13 protein-coding genes are annotated in these 19795 nt (G+C 64.3%); 6 read left to right on the top strand and 7 right to left on the bottom strand.

What is annotated here, in order from left to right:
• Positions 1 to 55 precede the first annotated feature (55 nt).
• From EV669_RS08700 to EV669_RS08710, 3 genes are read right to left on the bottom strand one after another with little or no spacing between them, the layout of a single operon-like run.
• Positions 56 to 1402: an MFS transporter gene (locus EV669_RS08700; RefSeq protein ID WP_132098432.1), complete on the bottom strand. Its 1347-nt coding sequence runs from the start codon at positions 1400 to 1402 to the stop codon at positions 56 to 58.
• Positions 1403 to 1462: 60 nt separating this feature from the next.
• Entirely contained in the window at positions 1463 to 1672 is a 210-nt protein-coding gene (ccoS, locus tag EV669_RS08705) for a cbb3-type cytochrome oxidase assembly protein CcoS (protein WP_132098433.1), read from the bottom strand.
• Positions 1673 to 1684: 12 nt separating this feature from the next.
• Entirely contained in the window at positions 1685 to 4141 is a 2457-nt protein-coding gene (locus tag EV669_RS08710) for a heavy metal translocating P-type ATPase (RefSeq protein ID WP_132098434.1), read from the bottom strand.
• A gap of 52 nt (positions 4142 to 4193) precedes the next feature.
• On the opposite strand from EV669_RS08710, the gene EV669_RS08715 reads away from it, so the two are divergent.
• The gene (locus EV669_RS08715; protein ID WP_054285814.1) at positions 4194 to 5186 is read left to right on the top strand and encodes an NAD(P)H-quinone oxidoreductase; all 993 of its coding nucleotides are present in this window, start codon (positions 4194 to 4196) and stop codon (positions 5184 to 5186) included.
• Between the two features lie 106 nt (positions 5187 to 5292).
• Here the strand turns inward: EV669_RS08715 and EV669_RS08720 are convergent, their stop codons facing one another.
• Positions 5293 to 6144: a hypothetical protein gene (locus tag EV669_RS08720; protein ID WP_054285856.1), complete on the bottom strand. Its 852-nt coding sequence runs from the start codon at positions 6142 to 6144 to the stop codon at positions 5293 to 5295.
• Between the two features lie 142 nt (positions 6145 to 6286).
• Between EV669_RS08720 and typA the strand changes: the two genes are divergently transcribed.
• Positions 6287 to 8101 carry a translational GTPase TypA gene (gene typA, locus EV669_RS08725; protein WP_132098435.1) on the top strand — a complete coding sequence of 605 codons (1815 nt, stop codon included), beginning with the start codon at positions 6287 to 6289 and terminating at the stop codon, positions 8099 to 8101.
• A gap of 125 nt (positions 8102 to 8226) precedes the next feature.
• Here the strand turns inward: typA and acnA are convergent, their stop codons facing one another.
• Entirely contained in the window at positions 8227 to 10926 is a 2700-nt protein-coding gene (gene acnA / locus EV669_RS08730; RefSeq protein WP_132098436.1) for an aconitate hydratase AcnA, read from the bottom strand.
• A 382-nt stretch (positions 10927 to 11308) separates the two neighbouring features.
• Here acnA and acnB point away from each other — a divergent pair, with 382 nt between their 5' ends.
• On the top strand, positions 11309 to 13894 hold the full coding sequence (acnB, locus tag EV669_RS08735) for a bifunctional aconitate hydratase 2/2-methylisocitrate dehydratase (RefSeq protein ID WP_132098437.1): 2586 nt from the start codon (positions 11309 to 11311) through the stop codon (positions 13892 to 13894).
• A 396-nt stretch (positions 13895 to 14290) separates the two neighbouring features.
• Here the strand turns inward: acnB and EV669_RS08740 are convergent, their stop codons facing one another.
• On the bottom strand, positions 14291 to 15250 hold the full coding sequence (locus EV669_RS08740) for a cation diffusion facilitator family transporter (RefSeq protein ID WP_132098438.1): 960 nt from the start codon (positions 15248 to 15250) through the stop codon (positions 14291 to 14293).
• The gene (locus EV669_RS08745) at positions 15250 to 15561 is read right to left on the bottom strand and encodes an ArsR/SmtB family transcription factor (protein ID WP_054285809.1); all 312 of its coding nucleotides are present in this window, start codon (positions 15559 to 15561) and stop codon (positions 15250 to 15252) included. Before EV669_RS08745 ends, EV669_RS08740 begins: the two co-directional genes overlap by 1 nt.
• 115 nt (positions 15562 to 15676) lie before the next feature.
• Between EV669_RS08745 and EV669_RS08750 the strand changes: the two genes are divergently transcribed.
• The 3 genes from EV669_RS08750 to EV669_RS08760 all read left to right on the top strand — a co-directional run bounded on the left by EV669_RS08750 (position 15677) and on the right by EV669_RS08760 (position 19770).
• The gene (locus EV669_RS08750) at positions 15677 to 16417 is read left to right on the top strand and encodes an SOS response-associated peptidase (protein WP_318271394.1); all 741 of its coding nucleotides are present in this window, start codon (positions 15677 to 15679) and stop codon (positions 16415 to 16417) included.
• A 184-nt stretch (positions 16418 to 16601) separates the two neighbouring features.
• Entirely contained in the window at positions 16602 to 19439 is a 2838-nt protein-coding gene (locus EV669_RS08755) for a PAS domain S-box protein (protein ID WP_165922733.1), read from the top strand.
• Positions 19432 to 19770: a tetratricopeptide repeat protein gene (locus EV669_RS08760; protein WP_054285807.1), complete on the top strand. Its 339-nt coding sequence runs from the start codon at positions 19432 to 19434 to the stop codon at positions 19768 to 19770. Before EV669_RS08755 ends, EV669_RS08760 begins: the two co-directional genes overlap by 8 nt.
• Positions 19771 to 19795 lie beyond the last annotated feature (25 nt).

Raw genomic sequence — 19795 nt, forward strand, 5'->3', positions numbered from 1 at the left:
GGCCGCTTCGGCCAACCCTAGACGGCAGCAGGGTTGGCCGAAGCCGGCGCGCTGCTCAGTGCTCCGCGCGATGTAGCCAGCCGGTGCGTGCGGCCCAGATGGCGGGGCCAGCCCGGACAAGGCCCCAGGTCGCCAGCAGGTTGACCACCGAAGCAATCAGGAACAGCAGGGCCACATTGTTCTTCAGGGCCAGCACTAGCCCGCTCGCGCCCACCCCGGCCACCATGTAGAAGCCGTTCACGATGTTGTTGGCAGCCACCGCCTGTGAGCGGAACACCGCCGGGCTGGCGGTCTGCAGCCAGGTGTAGAGCGGTACGGTGAAGAACCCGCCGGAAAACCCCAACAGCGCCACATCCGCCATTACATGCCAGGCGGCGGCACGCCCGAGGAAGGCCTGCCAGCCCAGAAGCCGGCCTGCCTCGTCCACCAGAGGCTGAGCGCCTTCCAGCGGGGGCAGGTACAAGAGATAGTTGTTGAAGGCCAGGTCCAGGCCGAATAGCGACAGACCCAGCGCCCCCACCAGTACCAACCCCAACTCCAGACGGCCACGCGAGAGCTTGGCGCACACCACCGAACCGATACCGATCCCTACCGAGAAGCAGGCGAGCAGCACCGTGTATACCGAACCATCCCCGCCCAGGTGCAGGCGGGTGAAGATCGGCAGCTGTGTTGTGTAGAGCGTGCCCATCAGCCAGAACCAGGAGATGCCCAGGATCGCTGCGCGCACATCCGGGAGCCGCCAGGCTTCTTGCAGCAGGTCGCGCGAGTCGGCCCAGATGTTCCACGACAACCGAAGCTCCGGCGCGGCCGGCGGCGCCGGTGGCATGGCATGGCTGAAGCCGTAGCCCGCCACGGCAGCGGCCACAGTCAGACCGATGATCAGCCCGATGTGATGGTCGGCTGCGATGCTGCCGCCGATCTGGCCGGCGAGAATGGCAATGAAGGTCCCCATCTCGATCAGCCCGTTGCCGCCCACTAGCTCCTCTCCATGGAGGTACTGCGGCAGCACCGAGTATTTCAGCGGGCCGAAGAAGGTCGAATGCACGCCCATCAGGAAGAGCGCGGCCAGCAGCATGGCGGCTGACATCAGTACAAAGCCGCCCGCCGCCAGCAGCATGATGCCGACCTCCACCTGCTTGATCCGCCGTGCCACCAGGGCTTTGTCGTAGCGTTCGGCTACCTTGCCGGCGGTGGCGGAGAAGAGGAAGAAAGGCAACAGGAATACGGCGGTGGCGACATTGACGAGCTGGGCCGGGGGTAGGCCGGCCAGCGTCAGACCATGGAAGCTGATCAGTACGATCACCGCCGTCTTCAGCAGGTTGTCGTTGAGCGCGCCAAGAAACTGCGTGCCAAAAAGAGGCAGAAAGCGCCGCCGGGCAAAAAAGGAAAAGTCGGTCTTCACGATGCCATCGGAGTGGGCTGCGGGACCGCCATGCTAGCCCACCGCCTTTACCCTGTCATGTCAGGGCGTGCGGGGCGGGCGTCCGGCGCCATCGGCCGGCGGTGGGGAAGGCGGACTGTCCTGCGGTGGCGTGTCGTCGTCCATCAGGATGCGGTGGGCCGGCCCTTCCAAGTCATCGAACTGCCCCGAGCGGGTAGCCCACCAGAAGCAGGCGCCGATGACGAAGGCCAGCACGATGCTCAGCGGAATCAGGAGATACAGGCTTTCCATGAGTGTGTCCTGTCAGCGCCCCGAGGACGCGTTGGGGCCGGTGCGTCGCACGAGGCGCAACGCATTGCCGACCACGATCAGTGAACTGAGGGCCATACCCAAACTGGCCAGCCAGGGCGTGACGTGCCCGGCGATGGCCAAGGGCAGCGCCACCAGGTTGTAGCTGGCCGCCCACCACAGGTTCTGGCGTATCACCCCCAGCGTGCGGTGGCCCAGGGTGACCGCTTGGGGCAGCGTACCCAGACGATCGTTCACGAGGATCATGTCACCGCTGGCACGGGCCACATCGGTGCCGCTGCCCATAGCCACGGACACGTCCGCCCGGGCCAGGACCGGGGCATCATTGATGCCGTCGCCCATCATCAGCACCCGCCGTCCCTCGGCCTGCAGCGCCGCGACATACGCGAGCTTGTCTTCCGGGCTGGCTTGGGCCTGCCAGGTATCCAGCTCCAACATGCGCCCCAAACGCTCCACCACGCCCGGGTTGTCCCCCGAGAGCAGGTGTAGCCGAAGGCCGCGCCGCTTCAGCGTCGCGACAGTGGCTGCCGCGTCCTCCCGGACCGCATCGCCAATGGCGAAGGCGGCAATCCATCCGGCCTCGCTGCCTAGCACCACTACGGTCTCGCCTTGTCGCCAGTCTTCCAGCGCGGCAGGTGGCGTGCCTGCCAGCGACATCACGAAGGCCGGGCGACCCAGCCGCCAGCGGCAGCCCCCGATGCGGCCTTCCACGCCCGCTCCGGGCATGTTCTCCGTTTCCACCAGGGTGGGCAGTTCCAGTCCACGCGCGGCGTCGTTAAAGGCGCGGGCAATCGGGTGTTCAGAGCCCGCTTCAAGTGCGGCGGCGATCGCCAGTGCCTGCTCGGGAAGCGATCCGTCGAGCACGAGAGTGTCGATCAGCTGCATCCGGCCATGCGTCAGTGTGCCTGTCTTGTCGAACACCACGTCGGTGACGTGTGGCAAGGTTTCCAGCGCATGGCCGCGCGTGGTCAGCATCCCCAGGCTGGCCAGATGGCCGGTTGCCGCCGTCAGGGCGGCCGGGGTTGCCAGCGAGAGCGCGCAGGGACAGGAGATCACTAGCACCGCGACCATGATCCACAAGGCACGGTCCGGATCGACAAAGTGCCACCCGATGTAGCTGACGGCAGCCACCAGCAGCAGCACGGTCACGAACCAGCTGGCAAAGCGATCTGCCAGCACAGCCAGCCGCGGCTTGTCGGCCAGCGCCTGGTCCAGGAGCCGCACGATGCCGGCCAGCCGAGTGTGCTGACCGGTTTCGGTGACCTCCACCACCAAGGGACTGGCGGTGTTGACGCTGCCAGCGACCACGGCATCGCCCTGGGCTTTCGGGATGGGGCGGCTTTCGCCGGTCAGCAGTGACTCGTCGGCGGCACTGCGTCCTTCCAGGACCAGGCCGTCGGTGGGCAGGGTCTCGCCCGGCTTCACCAGCAGCACGTCGCCCTTGGCCAGGTCGGCCACAGGCGCTTCGCTCGCCTCCCGGCTCTTCGGCCAACCTTGCAGCCGGTGTGCAAAGGCCGGCAGCAGCTTCACAAGATTTTCCGAGGCTTCGCCCGCCTTGCGCCGCGCCACGCCTTCCAGGTAGCGCCCCCCTAGCAGCAGGAACACGAACATGGACACCGAATCGAAATAAATGCCGTGTTCCACATGATGGATCAGTGCCCAGAAGCTGGCGAAGAAGCCGGTCAGGATGCCGATAGTGACAGGGGTGTCCATGCCCAGCCGGCGGGTCTTCAGGTCGCGCCAGGTGCCACGGTAGAAGGGCAGGGCGGAGTACAGGAGCACCGGCAGCGTCAGCGCAAAGCTCGCCCAGTGCAGGATCCACAGGAACTCGGGGTCGATCTCTCCGTCCCCCGCAATGTAGATGGGCACCGCATACATCATTACCTGCATCATCGACAGGCCCGCCACCCACAGTCGGTTGATCGACTGCTTGCGCTCCTTCTGCTGCATCGCCTCCTGACGTGCTGCATCGTAGGGGTGAGCACGATAGCCGATGGCGCTGATGGCCTCGAGGATCTGCGACAGGCGTAGCCGGGTGTTGTCCCAGCGTACGCGGGCGCGGTGACTGCTGTAGTTGATGTCCACCGACAGCACGCCGGGCAGGCGCTTCACATGCTGCTCGTTCAGCCACACGCAGGCGGCGCAGGTGATGCCTTCCAGCATCAGCGCGGCTTCGCGGATGTCGCCATCCTCCACCCGAACGAAGCTCTGCTGCAGTGCATCGCTGTCATAAAGCCGGATCTGGTCCAGCAGCTCTTTGGGCAAGGGTTCTGCCTGGCGGGCACCTTCGGTACGGTGGGCGTAGTAGTCGCCCAGCCCGCTGTCGATGATGGTCTGCGCCACAGCCTGACAGCCGGCGCAGCAGGTCGCTTCGCTTTTCTCGCGATGGCGGACGGGAAAGTCGGCGGACTCTGGTATGGGGAGTCCGCAGTGGAAACAGGGTTCATCCATAGCGTGCTATTGTAATCAATCCATCAGCCCTCGGGCGCGAAAGGAGAATGACATGTCGATGCAGGCAGTGGTGCAGCACCGGCCGGGTGGCATTGAAACGTTGTCGCTGGAGGTGGTGGAACGGCCCATGCCCGGGCCGGGCCAGCTTCTGGTAAGGGTTCTGGCTGCCGGTGTGAACCGCGCGGACGTGGTGCAGCGCGAAGGGCATTATCCGCCCCCCGCCGGGGTGACGCCCCTCCTGGGGCTGGAAGTGGCCGGCATCGTGGAAGCTGTGGGCAGTGCCGGACGCTTTCAACCGGGCGACGCTGTCTTCGGTTTGGTGCCCGGCGGAGGCTACGCAGAATACGCCGTGCTCGAGGCCGACCTGGCCATTCCCAAGCCCGACTGGCTGGGGTGGGCCGAGGCTGCCAGCCTGCCCGAAGTGTGGATGACGGCCTGGCTCAACATGGTGGAGGTGGCCCGGCTGGCCGAGGGCGAGAGCCTGCTGGTGCATGCCGGCGCCAGCGGTGTGGGTGCGGCCACGATCCAGTTGGGCCGTCTTCTTGGGGCACGGGTGTTTGCCAGTGCCAGCAGCGCGCCCAAGCAGACCTTCTGCCGGGAGCTGGGGGCCGAAAGGGTCTTCAAGGCGCGTGGTGGTGGCTTTGCGCCGCTGATGAAGGAAGCCGGCGGGGTGGACGTGATACTGGATCCGGTTGGCGGGGCCTACCTTGCAGACAATATCGCCAGCCTGCGCCAGGACGGACGCCTGATCTTGATCGGCGTGATGGGCGGCAGTCATGCGGACCTCAATCTCGGGCCGGTGCTGGTCAAGCGCCTGTCGGTGCGCGGCTCCACCCTGCGCAGCCAGCCGGTCGAGGTGAAGGCCAGACTGGCGCGCGCTCTGGAGCGCACCATCCTCCCCGCGCTGCACGACGGGGCGGTGCGCCTCACCGTGGATACCACCTTCCCGTTTGCGCAGGTGGGCGCGGCACACACCCATATGGAAGCGGATCGCAACCTCGGGAAGATCGTGCTGACCATGCCTGCTGTCACCACCTTGTCATGAAGGGTGGTTACGATGGCGGCGCTGGAAGTCTTCTCCTTGATGCAACCCTTGTAACGGATGGGCTTGGGCGGTGCCTGCGGGCGCCGCCCTCTTTTTTTGTCCTCTCTCAGGCGCTATGCGGGCTGAGGGCCTCAATCAGTGCCACCTCCTGGGCATAGCTGAGATCCTTGAGTCGCTGCAGCAGTCGCGCTGCGTCCACCCCCAGCGCGCGATCGATCTCGTCGTCGACCAGCCGGGCCTCGACAGCCAGCCACAGGCCGCGGCAGGAGGCGGCACTGTCGAAAGTGAGCGGGCGGATCACCTCAGCCACCAGGCGCAGCTCATCATCGCTGAACAGTCTGGAGAGCACGGCCTGCTCGCGGCGCACGATCTCTGCATAGCGATCGCAGATCTGGTCCAGGCGGCCCCCTTCAAAGCCATCGGCGCCGGAGGGGGCCGCTTCGGCCAACCTCGAGAGTTCGCCGGAGAAATGGCTTTCGATCAACGGTGCCAGCTGAGGCAGATCGTCCTGCCACAGGCGGTAGAGGGCGTCGCGAAAAGATGCATTGTCGGTGAACGACAGATCATCGAAGGGCATGGGCGGCAGCACCCCTTCTCCCAGAAGACGGCTTCCCACCCACAGCCGACCCTCGTCGTCGCGGCGGACCGGGCTGCGCCACGCATCGCTCTCCCCGGTGGCGAGGTTGTCGACGAGAATGTTCACCTCGGGTTCGCCGCTTTCATTCTCGGGGACGAAGCGCAGCGTCAGTTCGAACAACTCGCGCTTGGGCAGGGTGAGCAGGGCAGGCGGCGCCTGACGCGCCAGCAGAAAAGCCTCATCGGTTTCATAGACCGTCAACGGGATCTCGCCATCGGTTGTAGCCACGGCGCGCGCCGCGTCCGGTGGACCGGAGAGCGGGGCCTCCAGCGTCTTGATACGGTCGGTGTTGTCTTCCCACAGGGCATTCCAGTCGTACATCGCCATCTCCTGACTTCGGGCTCGAGAGTGTAAACAAAGCGGCGCAAACTGTCGTGCAGGCGCGTTGCGGTTAGGAAGGTTGCCGCGAACGTGCTAGAATCGCGCGATTTTCCGTTACCAGACAAAGCTTTCCACCCTAGACATGACCCGACAGATCCGCAACATCGCCATTATCGCCCACGTCGACCACGGCAAGACCACCCTGGTCGACCAGCTCCTGCGCCAGTCCGGCACATTCCGCGACAACCAGCAGGTTGATGAGCGCGTGATGGACAGCAACGACCTCGAAAAAGAGCGTGGCATCACCATTCTCGCCAAGAACACCGCCATCGAATACGAAGGCGTGCACATCAACATCGTGGACACCCCGGGGCACGCCGATTTTGGCGGTGAGGTGGAGCGCGTGCTGGGCATGGTCGATGGCGTGCTGCTGCTGGTCGACGCGGTGGAAGGCCCGATGCCGCAGACCCGTTTCGTGACCAAGAAGGCGCTTGCCCTCGGTCTGCGTCCGATCGTGGTCATCAACAAGATCGACCGTCCGGGTGCCCGTCCGGACTGGGTCGTGGACCAGACCTTCGATCTCTTCGACAAGCTTGGCGCCACCGATGAGCAGTTGGACTTCCCGATCGTTTACGCCTCTGGCCTGAACGGCTTTGCCAAGATGGAGCTGGATGAAGAGTCCGGCGACATGCGCCCGTTGTTCGACACCGTGCTCCAGCATGTTCCCACCCCCCCGGGCAGTGTGGATGCCCCGCTGCAGCTGCAGATTGCCGCGCTGGATTACTCCACCTATACCGGCCGCCTGGGCGTGGGCCGCATCCTCAACGGCCGCATCAAGCCGGGCCAGCAGGTCGTGGTGATGAACCACGAGGACCAGGTCGCCTCCGGCCGCATTAACCAGGTGCTGGGCTACAAGGGCCTCGAGCGCGTGCCGGTAGAGGAGGCCGAGGCCGGTGACATCATCATCATCTCCGGCATCGAGGATATCGGCATCGGTGTGACCATCTGCGACAAGGAGCAGCCGATCGGCCTGCCGATGCTGTCGGTGGACGAGCCGACGCTGACCATGGACTTCATGGTGAACACCAGCCCGCTGGCCGGTACCGAAGGCAAGTTCGTGACCAGCCGCCAGATTCGCGACCGCCTGACCAAGGAGCTGCTGACCAACGTGGCACTGCGTGTCGAAGACACTGAGGATTCGGACATCTTCCGTGTCTCGGGCCGTGGCGAGCTGCACCTGACCATCCTGTTGGAGAACATGCGCCGCGAGGGTTTCGAACTGGCAGTAGGCAAGCCGCGTGTAGTGTTCAAGGAAATCAACGGCGAGAAGTGCGAGCCGTACGAAAACCTGACCATCGACCTGGAAGACGACCACCAGGGTGCGGTGATGGAAGAGATCGGCCGCCGTCGTGGCGAGCTGACCAACATGGAGTCCGACGGCAATGGCCGCACCCGCCTGGAGTACCACATCCCGGCGCGTGGCCTGATCGGCTTCCAATCGGACTTCCTGACCATGACCCGCGGCACCGGCCTGATGAGCCACGTGTTCGATGACTACGGTCCGGTCAAGGCCGACCTGCCGGGCCGCCACAACGGCGTGCTGATCTCGCAGGACAACGGTGAAGCCGTGGCCTACGCGCTGTGGAACCTGGAAGACCGCGGCCGCATGTTCGTGAGCCCGGGCGAGAAGGTATACGAAGGCATGATCATCGGCATCCACAGCCGTGACAACGACCTGGTGGTGAACCCGCTGAAGGGCAAGAAGCTGACCAACGTGCGCGCTTCCGGTACCGACGAAGCCGTGCGCCTGACCACCCCGATCAAGCTGACGCTGGAATCGGCGGTGGAGTTTATCGACGATGACGAGCTGGTGGAAATCACCCCTAAATCGATCCGTATCCGCAAGCGTCACCTGCAGGAGCATGATCGTCGCCGTGCGGCGAAGGGCAGCAACTAAGTCCGCACTGGACGCGTGGCTGAGGCAGAACGGAAACGGCATCCCCAGGGATGCCGTTTTTCATTGGGGTGACGGTTCAGTCCAAGGTTGGCCGAAGGCTTCGGCCAACCTTGGCGGGGGCGCGCTCAGACTGCCAAGAGCTCCCGCAGTACGAAGGGCAGGATGCCGCCGTGCCGGTAGTAGTCCACCTCGATCGGGGTGTCGATGCGCGACAGTACCGTCACGTCGCGTACCTGTCCGTCCGTCGAGTGGATGCGCAGCGTCAGATCCTGCTGCGGCTTCAAGCCCTCTTCGATGCCCAGGATGTCAAAACGCTCGGTGCCGGTGATGCCCAGGCTTTCCCAGCTGTCAGTGCCCTTGAACTGTAGGGGCAGTACGCCCATGCCGACGAGGTTGGAGCGGTGGATACGCTCGAAGCTGCGCGCCACCACAGCCCGGATGCCGAGAAGCTGGGTGCCCTTGGCCGCCCAGTCGCGGCTGGAGCCAGTGCCATACTCCTCGCCCGCGAACACGATGGTCGGCACGCCCCGCTGGATGTACTCGGTCGCTGCGTCGTATATCGTGGTCTGAACCCCGTCCAGCAGGGTGAAGCCACCTTCGATCCGGCTGCCGTCAGGGTTGGGCGGAAGCATCAGGTTCTTCACGCGCACGTTGGCGAAGGTGCCGCGGATCATCACTTCATGATTGCCGCGCCGGCTGCCATAACTGTTGAACTCGGGGCGCTGCACTCCCTCGCTCAGCAGGTACTTGCCTGCCGGGGTCGATTCGCGGAAGGAGCCAGCCGGAGAAATGTGGTCGGTGGTCACCGAGTCACCCAAGAGCAGGAGGGCTTGCGCATCGCGGATGGGGTTGACCGCTGCCGGCTGCATCGAGAATTGCTCGAAGAACGGCGGACGCGCAATGTAGGTGCTCTTGGGCCAGCTGTACACCTGGCCTTCAGGTGCGGGAATGGCGTTCCAGAGGTCGTGATCGCGCGTGAAATCGCCGTACAGCTCACGGAAGGTGGCCGGATCCATGGCGTGGTGCATCAGTTGGGCCACCTCGTCGGAGGTGGGCCAGATGTCGCGCAGGTATACCGGGTCGCCATGCGTGCCGTGACCCAGGGGCTCTTGGCTCAGATCGATGTTGGCGCGTCCGGCCAGCGCAAAGGCCACTACCAGCGGCGGGGAGGCGAGGAAGTTGGCGCGGATGTTCGGATGGATGCGAGCCTCGAAGTTGCGGTTGCCCGAGAGCACGGCCGCGCAGACAAGGTCATTCTTGGTAATGGTATCGTTGAATTCCGGTGCCAGATCGCCCGAGTTGCCGATACAGGTAGTGCAGCCATAGGCGACCACGCTGAACCCCAACTGGGCCAGTGGCTCGAGCAGGCCGGCCTTCTCGAGATACGCGGTTACCACACGCGAGCCTGGGGCCAGGCTGGTCTTGACGCGTGGATGGACCATCAGCCCCTTTTCCACCGCCTTCTTGGCCAGCAGACCGGCGGCCAGCAGCACTCCGGGGTTGGAGGTGTTGGTGCAGCTGGTGATGGCGGCGATCAGCACGTCGCCATGGCCCAGATCGATGCCGGGCAGGCCGGTGGGGTAGCGATTGTCCAGTTCGTCAGGCTTCTTGTTGAAGCCGTTCTCGACCGGAGGCTTGCTGAACAGGCTGTTGAAGGTGGCGGCCATTTCCGGCAAGGGAATGCGGTCCTGCGGCCGCTTGGGGCCAGCCAGGCTGGGTACGATGGTCGACAGGTCCAGGCTCAGGGTCTTGGTGTACTGGATGTCACCCGCGCGCGGCATGCCGAACAGTCCTTGGGCGCGGAAGTAGGCTTCGAACAGCTCTACTTCCTCGTCGCTGCGGCCGGTCTTACGCATGTATTCCACGGTCTGTTCGTCCACGGGGAAGAACCCCATGGTGGCGCCGTACTCGGGGGCCATGTTGGCGATGGTGGCACGGTCGGTCACCGTCAGACTGGCAGTGCCCTCGCCGAAGAACTCGACGAACTTGCCCACCACTTTCTCGCGCCGCAGCATCTCGGTGATGGTGAGAACCAGGTCGGTAGCGGTAATACCTTCGTTGAGGCGCCCCGTCAGCTCTACGCCAATGACATCGGGCGTCAGAAAGTAAACCGGCTGGCCCAGCATGCCCGCTTCCGCCTCAATGCCGCCGACCCCCCAGCCCACCACGCCCACACCGTTGATCATTGTAGTGTGGCTGTCGGTGCCCACCAGCGTATCCGGAAACGCCATGTCTCCCCGTACTTGCACGCCACGGAAGAGATATTCCAAGTTGACCTGATGCACGATGCCGAATCCGGGCGGCACCACCTTGAAGGTGTCGAATGCCTGCATGCCCCATTTCATGAACTGATAGCGCTCCTGGTTGCGCTTGAATTCCAGTTCCATGTTCCGGCGCAGTGCATCCGGCTGGCCGTAGTAGTCCACCATCACCGAATGGTCCACCACGAGGTCCACCGGCACCAAGGGCTCGATCGTCTTGGGGTTCTTGCCCATCTCCGCCGCCACGTTGCGCATTGCAGCCAAGTCCGCCAGGAGTGGCACCCCAGTGAAGTCCTGCAATACCACGCGCGCCACTACAAAGGGGATCTCGTCGGTTCGCGCGGCTGTCGGGTTCCAGTTGGCGAGCTGTCGGACATGGTCGGCGTTTACCTTCTTGCCGTCACAGTTTCGCAGTACCGACTCCAGCACGATGCGGATCGATACCGGCAAGCGCGACACCGGCCCCACGCCTGCCGATTCGAGGGCCGCCAGGCTGTGGTATTGAAAGGTGCTGCCCGAAGGGGTCTTCAGTTGGGCAAGGGTATTGAAGGGGTTGGCGTGCATGATTCCTCCGTAGGGTGAGACGTTGGCCGGACGCTAAGCACTTGTTGGCTTTGTCCCGAATGGCATCCCGCATCTGGGTACGACCTTAAGCCTAGCACGCAAGTTCTGCGGTGCCATAGCAGCGCGGCCATCTGTAGTCAGAAAGGGTTTTTGAATATTGTCAGACAGCTGAGTGACGCTATGCAGACACAGGCGTCGCACATGGTGCAATGCACAGGATTTGCCTTCACAGCAGGGGGCTGTACAAGTAAAATGGGTCAGGCAAAGAGACCCATCATGAATGTCCTGCGCCGCTTCCCGCCCTCTCGGGAAGCGTGGCCGCCAAGAAGGCCGGCCGCAACCAACGACCCATCGCTTATCAGATACCAAGAGAGGATGAACCGTGCTCGAAGCCTATCGCCAGCATGTCGCAGACCGCGCTGCACTCGGTGTTCCCCCGCTGCCCCTGAATGCTAAACAGACCGAAGATCTGGTCGAACTCCTGAAAAACCCGCCGCAAGGTGAAGAGGGTTTCCTCGTCGACCTGATCACCCATCGCGTTCCGCCGGGCGTGGACGATGCGGCCAAGGTCAAGGCCTCGTTCCTGGCAGCTGTAGCTGAAGGCACCGTCGTGTCGCCACTGATCTCGCGCGAGAAAGCGACCGAGCTGCTGGGCACGATGCTGGGCGGCTACAACATCAAGCCGCTGATCGACCTGCTGGACGACGAAGCGGTGGCGCAGATCGCTGCCGACGGCCTCAAGAAAACCCTGCTGATGTTCGATTCCTTCCACGATGTGAAGGCAAAGATGGACGCAGGCAATCGTTATGCCCGTGAAGTGGTGGAATCGTGGGCCAATGCCGAATGGTTTACCTCCCGCCCGGCCGTTGCTGAAAAGATCACCGTCACCGTGTTCAAGGTGCCCGGTGAAACCAACACCGACGACCTCTCCCCCGCCCCCGACGCCTGGAGCCGTCCGGACATCCCGCTGCACGCACTGGCGATGCTCAAGAACCCCCGTCCCGGCATCGAGCCGGACGAACCTGGCAAGGTGGGCCCGCTCAAACTCATCGACGAGCTCAAGAAGAAGGGCCATCTCGTGGCCTATGTCGGCGACGTCGTGGGTACCGGCTCGTCGCGCAAGTCCGCCACCAACAGCGTGATCTGGCACACCGGCGAGGACATCCCCTTCGTGCCCAACAAGCGCTTCGGTGGTGTCTGCCTGGGCGGCAAGATCGCCCCGATTTTCTTCAATACGCAGGAAGACTCCGGTGCGCTGCCGATCGAGGTCGATGTGTCGAAGATGGAAATGGGCGATGTCATCGACATCTACCCCTACGACGGCAAGATCGAGAAGAACGGCGAGGTCATCGCCACCTTCCAACTCAAGAGCGAGGTGCTGCTCGACGAGGTACGCGCTGGCGGCCGCATCAACCTGATTATTGGCCGTGGTCTGACTGCCAAGGCGCGCGAGGCGCTGGGCCTGCCCGCGTCCACCGCCTTCCGCCTGCCCAAGGCCCCGGTCGACACGGGCAAGGGCTACACGCTCGCGCAAAAGATGGTCGGCCGTGCCTGCGGCCTGCCGGAGGGCCAGGGCGTGCGCCCGGGCACCTACTGCGAGCCCAAGATGACCACCGTCGGCAGCCAGGACACCACCGGCCCGATGACGCGCGACGAGCTGAAGGACCTGGCCTGCCTGGGCTTTTCGGCCGACCTCGTCATGCAGTCGTTCTGTCACACCGCCGCCTATCCGAAGCCGGTGGACGTGAAAATGCACAAGGAGCTGCCGGCCTTCATTGCCACCCGGGGCGGGGTCGCGCTGCGTCCGGGCGATGGCGTGATCCACAGCTGGCTTAACCGCCTGCTGCTGCCGGATACTGTGGGTACCGGTGGTGACTCGCACACCCGCTTCCCGATCGGCATCTCTTTCCCGGCCGGTTCCGGCCTGGTGGCTTTTGCCGCCGCGACCGGCGTAATGCCGCTGGACATGCCCGAATCGGTTCTGGTGCGCTTCAAGGGGCAGATGCAGCCGGGGATTACCCTGCGCGACCTGGTGAACGCAATTCCCCTTTACGCCATCAAGCAGGGCCTCCTTACCGTGGCCAAGCAGGGCAAGAAGAACATCTTCTCCGGTCGTATCCTGGAGATCGAAGGCCTGCCGGAGCTGAAGGTCGAGCAGGCGTTCGAGCTGACCGATGCGTCGGCCGAACGCTCCGCCGCCGGCTGCACCGTGCAGCTGAACAAGGAGCCGGTGGTCGAATACCTGAAGTCCAACATCACCCTGATGAAGTGGATGATCGCTAACGGCTATCAGGACGCCCGCACGCTGGAGCGACGCATCCGCAAGATGGAAGAGTGGATCGCCAACGGTGAGCTGCTGAAGGCCGATAGCGACGCAGAGTATGCTGCCGTGATCGAGATCGACCTGGCCGACATCAAGGAGCCGATCGTGGCTTGCCCGAACGACCCGGACGATGTGAAGTTCATGTCCGAAGTGGCCGGCACCCAGATTGACGAAGTGTTCATCGGCTCGTGCATGACTAACATCGGCCACTTCCGTGCCGCTGGCAAGCTGCTCGAAGGCAAGGCCGACATCCCGGTACGCCTGTGGGTGGCGCCGCCGACCAAGATGGACGCCCAGCAACTGACCGAGGAAGGCTACTACGGCATCCTCGGCCGTGCCGGTGCCCGCATGGAGATGCCGGGCTGCTCGCTGTGCATGGGCAACCAGGCTCAGGTGCGTGAAGGCGCGACCGTGATGTCCACCTCCACCCGCAACTTCCCCAACCGTCTGGGCAAGAGCACCAATGTGTTCCTTGGGTCTGCGGAACTGGCCGCGATCTGCTCGAAGCTGGGCAAGATCCCGACCGTGGAGGAGTATCAGGCCAACATCGGCATCATCAACGAGAAGAGCGCCGAGGTTTACCGTTACATGAACTTTGACCAGATCCAGGACTACCAGGATGTGGCCGAAACGGTGAAGATTTGAGTTATCTCCTGAAAGCAAGTGCTTAGGCTGCTTCGGCCAACCTTGCAGCAAACGCCCTGTACGACTTGTACAGGGCGTTTTTGTTGTAGCGCATGGGTAGGGGAGGGCAGGCTTCGGGAGTGGATGCTGGTCTCGGGGCTAGCTGCGTCCCGTAGCCGTGCATGGCTGCGGTGAGGCCGCGATGGCTTCCCGGGAGGGCGGTCGTCGCTTGCTTCACCAGGGCAGTGTGCGGCGTGCAGACAGAAGGCCGGGATGCAACCGGGCAAAGGGCGTACGCACAGGCGGCGGCGGGCAGAGAATGGGTGGAAAGCGGCAGTACGACGGCGGGCGTACGCACACCCGGGGGCGGGGGCGCATCCGTCCCGGGCACGAGGACCGCCGGGGACGGAGCTGTTGCTAGTGTCCGGTGCGCGCTACGTGCAGGGCGCACTGCTGGTGCAGGACGCTCATTTCTACCTGGAAAGTGGCGTGATGAATGCCGAACTCCTCTTCCAGCGTATGGGTCAGCCGGTCGAGGAAGGCGTCTCCGGGGTGCCCCTCCGGCATCACCAGATGAGCGGTGAGGGCGTTCTCGGTCGTGCTCATGCCCCAGATGTGCAGGTCGTGAATACTGTGCACGCCAGGCTGCTCGGCAAGATAGCGGGCCACGGCAGTGTGATCGAGCTGTGGCGGCACGCCCGACAGGGCCAGCTGCAGCGATTCACGCAGCAGCCCCCAGGTGCCCGCCACGATGACTGCCACGATCGCCAGACTGATGGCCGGATCCAGCCAAAACCAGTGGGTGAACGAGATCAGGGCTCCGGTGACCACCACGCCCAGTGATACCGCCGCATCGGCCGCCATGTGCAGGTAGGCACCCCGGATGTTGAGGTCGCCTTTGCTTCCCTTGAAGAACAGCCAGGCAGAAAAGCCGTTGATGATGATGCCGACGGCGGCCACGGCCATGACGGTCCCTGCAGCCACTGCGGGCGGGGCGGTGAAGCGCATCACCGCCTCCCAGGCGATGCCGCCGCACGCCACCAGTAGGAAGATGGCATTGGCGAGAGCGGCCAGGATGGAGCTGCTGCGCAGGCCGTAGGTGTAGCGGCTGGTGGAGGTTCGCCGTGCCAGCCATGCTGCGCCCCAAGCCAGCAGCAGGCCAAGCACGTCCGAGAGGTTGTGCCCGGCATCGGCGATCAGTGCGGTGGAATTGGCTGCCAAGCCGAAGGCAAACTCTGTGGCGACAAAGCCGGTGTTGAGCAGGATAGCCAGCACGAACGCCCGGCCGAAGTCGGTAGGGGCGGGGTGATGGTGGCCGCCATGGCCATGGTCATGATCAGGGGTGTGGCCGTGTGGATGCGTGTGGGCGTGTCCCATCAGTCGTTCTCCGGGTGGGGTTCGGCGATATGCTCCAGCATGTCGCCCAGCATGTCCGAGATATGGCGGTCGGCCGCTACGTAAAAGACCTGTTTGCCATGGCGATCGGCCTTCACCACCCGAGCTGCGCGCAGCAGGCGCAGGTGGTGGCTAACCAGCGAAGGGCTAAGGCCGAGTCGCTGGGCGATGTCCCCCACGGCGATTGGTCCGGCCAGGCAGGCCAGCACGACGCGCAGGCGGCTGGTGTCGCCCAGAAGGCGGAAAAGATCGGCCAGTTCGGTGATGTGGCTGTCGTGTTCGGGAGTGTGCATTTCACTTAACAATTGAACAATTGTTCATATGTTATGCAGGTTGGCCGAAAGAAGCAAGCATGGCACCGTCCCTGGATTCGACTGGAGGGGTAGGGCGGGTGAGGATGATGCAGAGATGAGGAGACGACTGCCAGCCGCCATGCTGTTGCCCGCCCTCGACGCCGCGCAGCGGGACCGGCACACTGGGCCTATGTGCGTGAATTATCTGACACCCGGACGCCGGGAACTGGCCGATCACTTTGGCATACAGCCTCCCGAGGAAGACTGGAAGGAAGAGGTGTGGCAAAACTATGCCGCACCGATCATCGTCGACCGTGGCCAAGGGCCGGAAGCGCTCTTGGCCAACTATGGCTTTGTGCCCAAGTCGCACCTGCCCCCAGGCGTGCGTCTGACAACAATGAACGCCCGCGCCGAAACCGCTGGCCAATTGCGCACCTACCGGCATGCCTGGCATGCGGGGCAGTTCTGTCTGGTGCCGATGCAAGCCTTCTTCGAGCCTTGCTATGCTACCGGCCGGGCCGAGCGCTGGAAGATCGGGCTGGCCAGTGGCGGGCCGTTTGCCGTGGCCGGCCTATGGCGGAGCTGGGAAGAGGCAGACGGACGCACGACGCATGCCTTTACCCAACTGACCGTCAATGCGGACTACCATCCACTGATGCGGCAGATGCACAAGCCCGGAGACGAGAAGCGCTCGCTGGTCATCATCGAGCCAGAGCAATGCGCAGCCTGGCTGGAAAACCGCGATCCAGAACTGGCGCGCAGCTGGCTGACGCTTCTGCCCGCCGCGAGCCTGCATGCAGAGCCTGCTCCACGCACGGCGCCCTCCCGCCGCCAGACGCCAGGCCTCTTCGAGTGATCCCTGCGTCCCCTGCGGCGGCAGTATCCGGGGGCGCCTGGCAGTAAACTGTCGCGTTTGCTTAAGGCTGGATTCATTTTTCCAATAAAAACTTGTCCTTGATGGCGGAAAACGCGAGGATGAGAGCAAGGCCCGGTCCGTCATGGCATGGGAATACAGGGCCTGCACCAAGGGAAGACACCAATTGAATCAGCCTGACGCCACGTCCTCGCCACCGTGGCTGGACGCCATCCTTCACCACGCCTCCTCCCTGGCCGTGATCGCCATCGGCGCAGACGCACACATTGAGTTTTTCAGTCCGGGTGCCCAGAGACTGACGGGGTACGATGCGACGGAGATGCGCGGCTGTTCCCCGGAGCGGCTGTTTGCGCCGGAGGCGTTCTCCACGTGGCAGGAGGAAGCTGCGTCAGCGGTGGTAGTGTTCCGCACCTTGGCCGAAACGGCCGCCACGAAGTGTGTGCCCCTGATGTGCAAGGACGGCAGCCGGCGCAGCGTGCAACTGTCTGTTTCGGTCTGGCGCAGTGCAGACAGCTCTACGGGTTACCTGATCGTGCTCAGCGATGTCACTGCGGCAACCGAAGCGTGCCGCACCTTGGCGCGCCACTACGCACTTTTCGAGGACGGGCCGGCTGTCGCATTCGCCTGTGCCTCCGGCGAGCCGGACCGCATCGAGGAGGTCAGCCCCAATGTCTGGCGCTTGCTTGGTTACGCTCCCGAAACCGTTTGCAGCCCAGGCTGGTGGCCGGCGCATGTGCACCCGGTGGATCGGCCCCTGCTGGCTGCGCCAGCCGCCGAGGTGCCGCCTGGCAGTGCCTTGCCGGTACGGCGCTATCGGATGCTGCATGCAGATGGTCGTTGGCTGTGGGTGGCCGAAATGCGCCAGCAGGGGGGCGATGGCCGTCTGCATGGCTACTGGCGCGATGCCAGCGTGCAGGTGGACGAGCAGGCGCGGCTGTCCAAGATCGCCTCGCAGATATCGGGGGTGCTCTATCAGCTGCGCCTCTATCCGGACAACCGGGCCCGCTTCGTGTATGCCAGCGACGGCTTCGAGCGTCTTTATGGCATGGACAGCCGGAGGCTGGCCGAAGATGCGTGGGTGCTGTTCGAGGTCATCGTCCCGGAGGATCTGCCACGCGTGCAGGCTTCCCTGCGCCGGGCAGCAGACACCCTTACTCCTTGGCGTTGCGAGTACCGCATCCACTGGGCTGGTGGTGTCCGCTGGTTCGAAGGCTTCAGCATGCCCGAGCCCATGGGCGACGGCAGTGTGGTGTTCCACGGTCACAACCTGGACATCACCGACCGCAAGCTGACCGAAGAGGCCTTGGAGCAGAGCCGGCAACGGCTGGAGCTGGCCTTGGAGAGCGCCGAGATCGGCCTGTGGGACTGGGCTGCGGCAAACGATCGACTGAGTTACGACAACCGCCTGGCACGCATTCTGGAGATGCCAGGCGGCAGCGATGCCCAGGGCCCAGGCGAGGCCGGCATCGACGCCTGGAAGCGGCTGCTGCATCCGGACGATGCGCCTGCCGTGGAGCAGGCGTGGCGCAACCATCTGGCGGGCCGCACCCCACTTTATGAAGCGGAATACCGCTTGCGGCATCCGCGCGGCGGCTGGAAATGGCTGGCGGTGCGGGGTCGAGTGGTGGAGCGCGATGGCGCAGGGCAGCCCCTGCGGTTGATCGGTGTGGCGCAGGACATCGGCGTGCGCAAGCGCGCCGATCTCGCCCTCAAGGATAGCGAAGCCCACTTCCGCGCGCTGTTTCAGTCGCATCATGCGGTGATGGTGCTGGTCGACCCGCAGACGGGCTGCATCGTGGATGCCAACGAAGCAGCGGTTGCCTTCTATGGCTATCCGCGAGCCCGGCTGGTAGGCATGTCGATGAGCCAGATCAACGCTCTCCCGCAGGAAGAGCTGGCGCGCCGACTTCGCGATGCCACCGCACAGAAGCACAACCATTTCGTTTTCGGGCACCGCCTGGCTTCCGGTGAGCACCGGATCGTTGAGGTGCATTCCTCTCCGGTGGAGAGCGGCGGGCGCACGGTACTGTTTTCGATCGCGCACGACATCACCGCCCGCCATCGGGCCGAGGAGGCGCTGCACACACTGCAGCGCCTCCTGCAGGCGGTGATCGACAACATACAGGCCGGGGTGCTGATGGAAAACGACCTCGGCGAAGTGGTGATCGTCAATCAGCTTTTCTGTCGCCTGTTCGGGCTGGACGTTGCTGCGGAAAGCCTGCTGGGTAGTACCTGCGCCGACATACTGGACCCTGCCAGTCGGCTCTTCGACCAGCCCGAGCGTTTCGTGCAGCGGGTAAAGGAAGTGCTGGCGGCGCGCGCCCTGTGCGCCCAAGAGGAGTGGGCCTTGCGTGACGGGCGGACCTTCGAGCGGGACCATATCCCAGTGGAAATCAACGGCCACTACCGGGGGGCGCTATGGGTTTACCGGGACATCACCCAGCGTAAGGCACAGGAAATGGAGCTGCGACGGCTGGCCACGACCGATGCCCTCACCGGCTTGCCCAACCGGCGCAGCTTCATGGAGCGGCTGGCGCAGGAGTTCGCCCGCTTCCAGCGCTTCGGCCAGCCGTGCAGCGTGCTGATGCTGGACATCGACCACTTCAAGCACATCAACGATACCTATGGGCACGCGGTGGGTGACCTGGTGCTGCAGGGCCTGAGCACGCTCTGCCTGCGCAATCTGCGGCTGACCGACACGATGGGGCGGCTGGGGGGCGAGGAGTTTGCCGTGTTGCTGCCCGGTTGCGATGAACTCGACGCGGTGGAGATGGCCGAACGCTTGCGTACCAGCGTCATGGAAGCCGGCTTTCCCTACCAGGACCTCCAGCTGCGGATTACGGTGAGCGTGGGGGTGGCCAGTTTTGAGGCGGGGCAGGACGACATGGACGCGGTGCTGGTCCTGGCCGACAAGGCGCTCTATGCTGCCAAGCGTGCCGGCCGTAACTGCAGCCGGGTCAGCCGGGGCGACCGTAACCGCGAACGGGAGGACTCCCATGCTTGAAAAACTGTTGGAAATGGTGGGCACGGCCCGTGACAGTGCCATGCTGCGTTTGGGCATCGCCACCGAAATGTTGCGTGCCGGCCGGGTGGACGAAGCGGAGACCCACCTTCGGGCGGCACTGGCGATGCAGCCGGGCTATTCGGCTGCCTGGAAACTGCTGGGCAAGGGGTTGGCCGAAGCCGGACGCACCGAGGAGGCTCTGGCGGCCTATCGTCAGGGCATTCAGGTGGCTCAGGAGCGCGGCGACCTGCAGGCTGCCAAGGAAATGACGGTGTTTGCCCGACGCCTGGAGCGCACGCTGGATCCGGACAAGCCGGCTGGAGAAGCATGATGGGCCGGCCGCCGCATGAAGGGCT

Source organism: Gulbenkiania mobilis, from assembly GCA_004346645.1.
Lineage (GTDB): Bacteria > Pseudomonadota > Gammaproteobacteria > Burkholderiales > Chromobacteriaceae > Gulbenkiania > Gulbenkiania mobilis.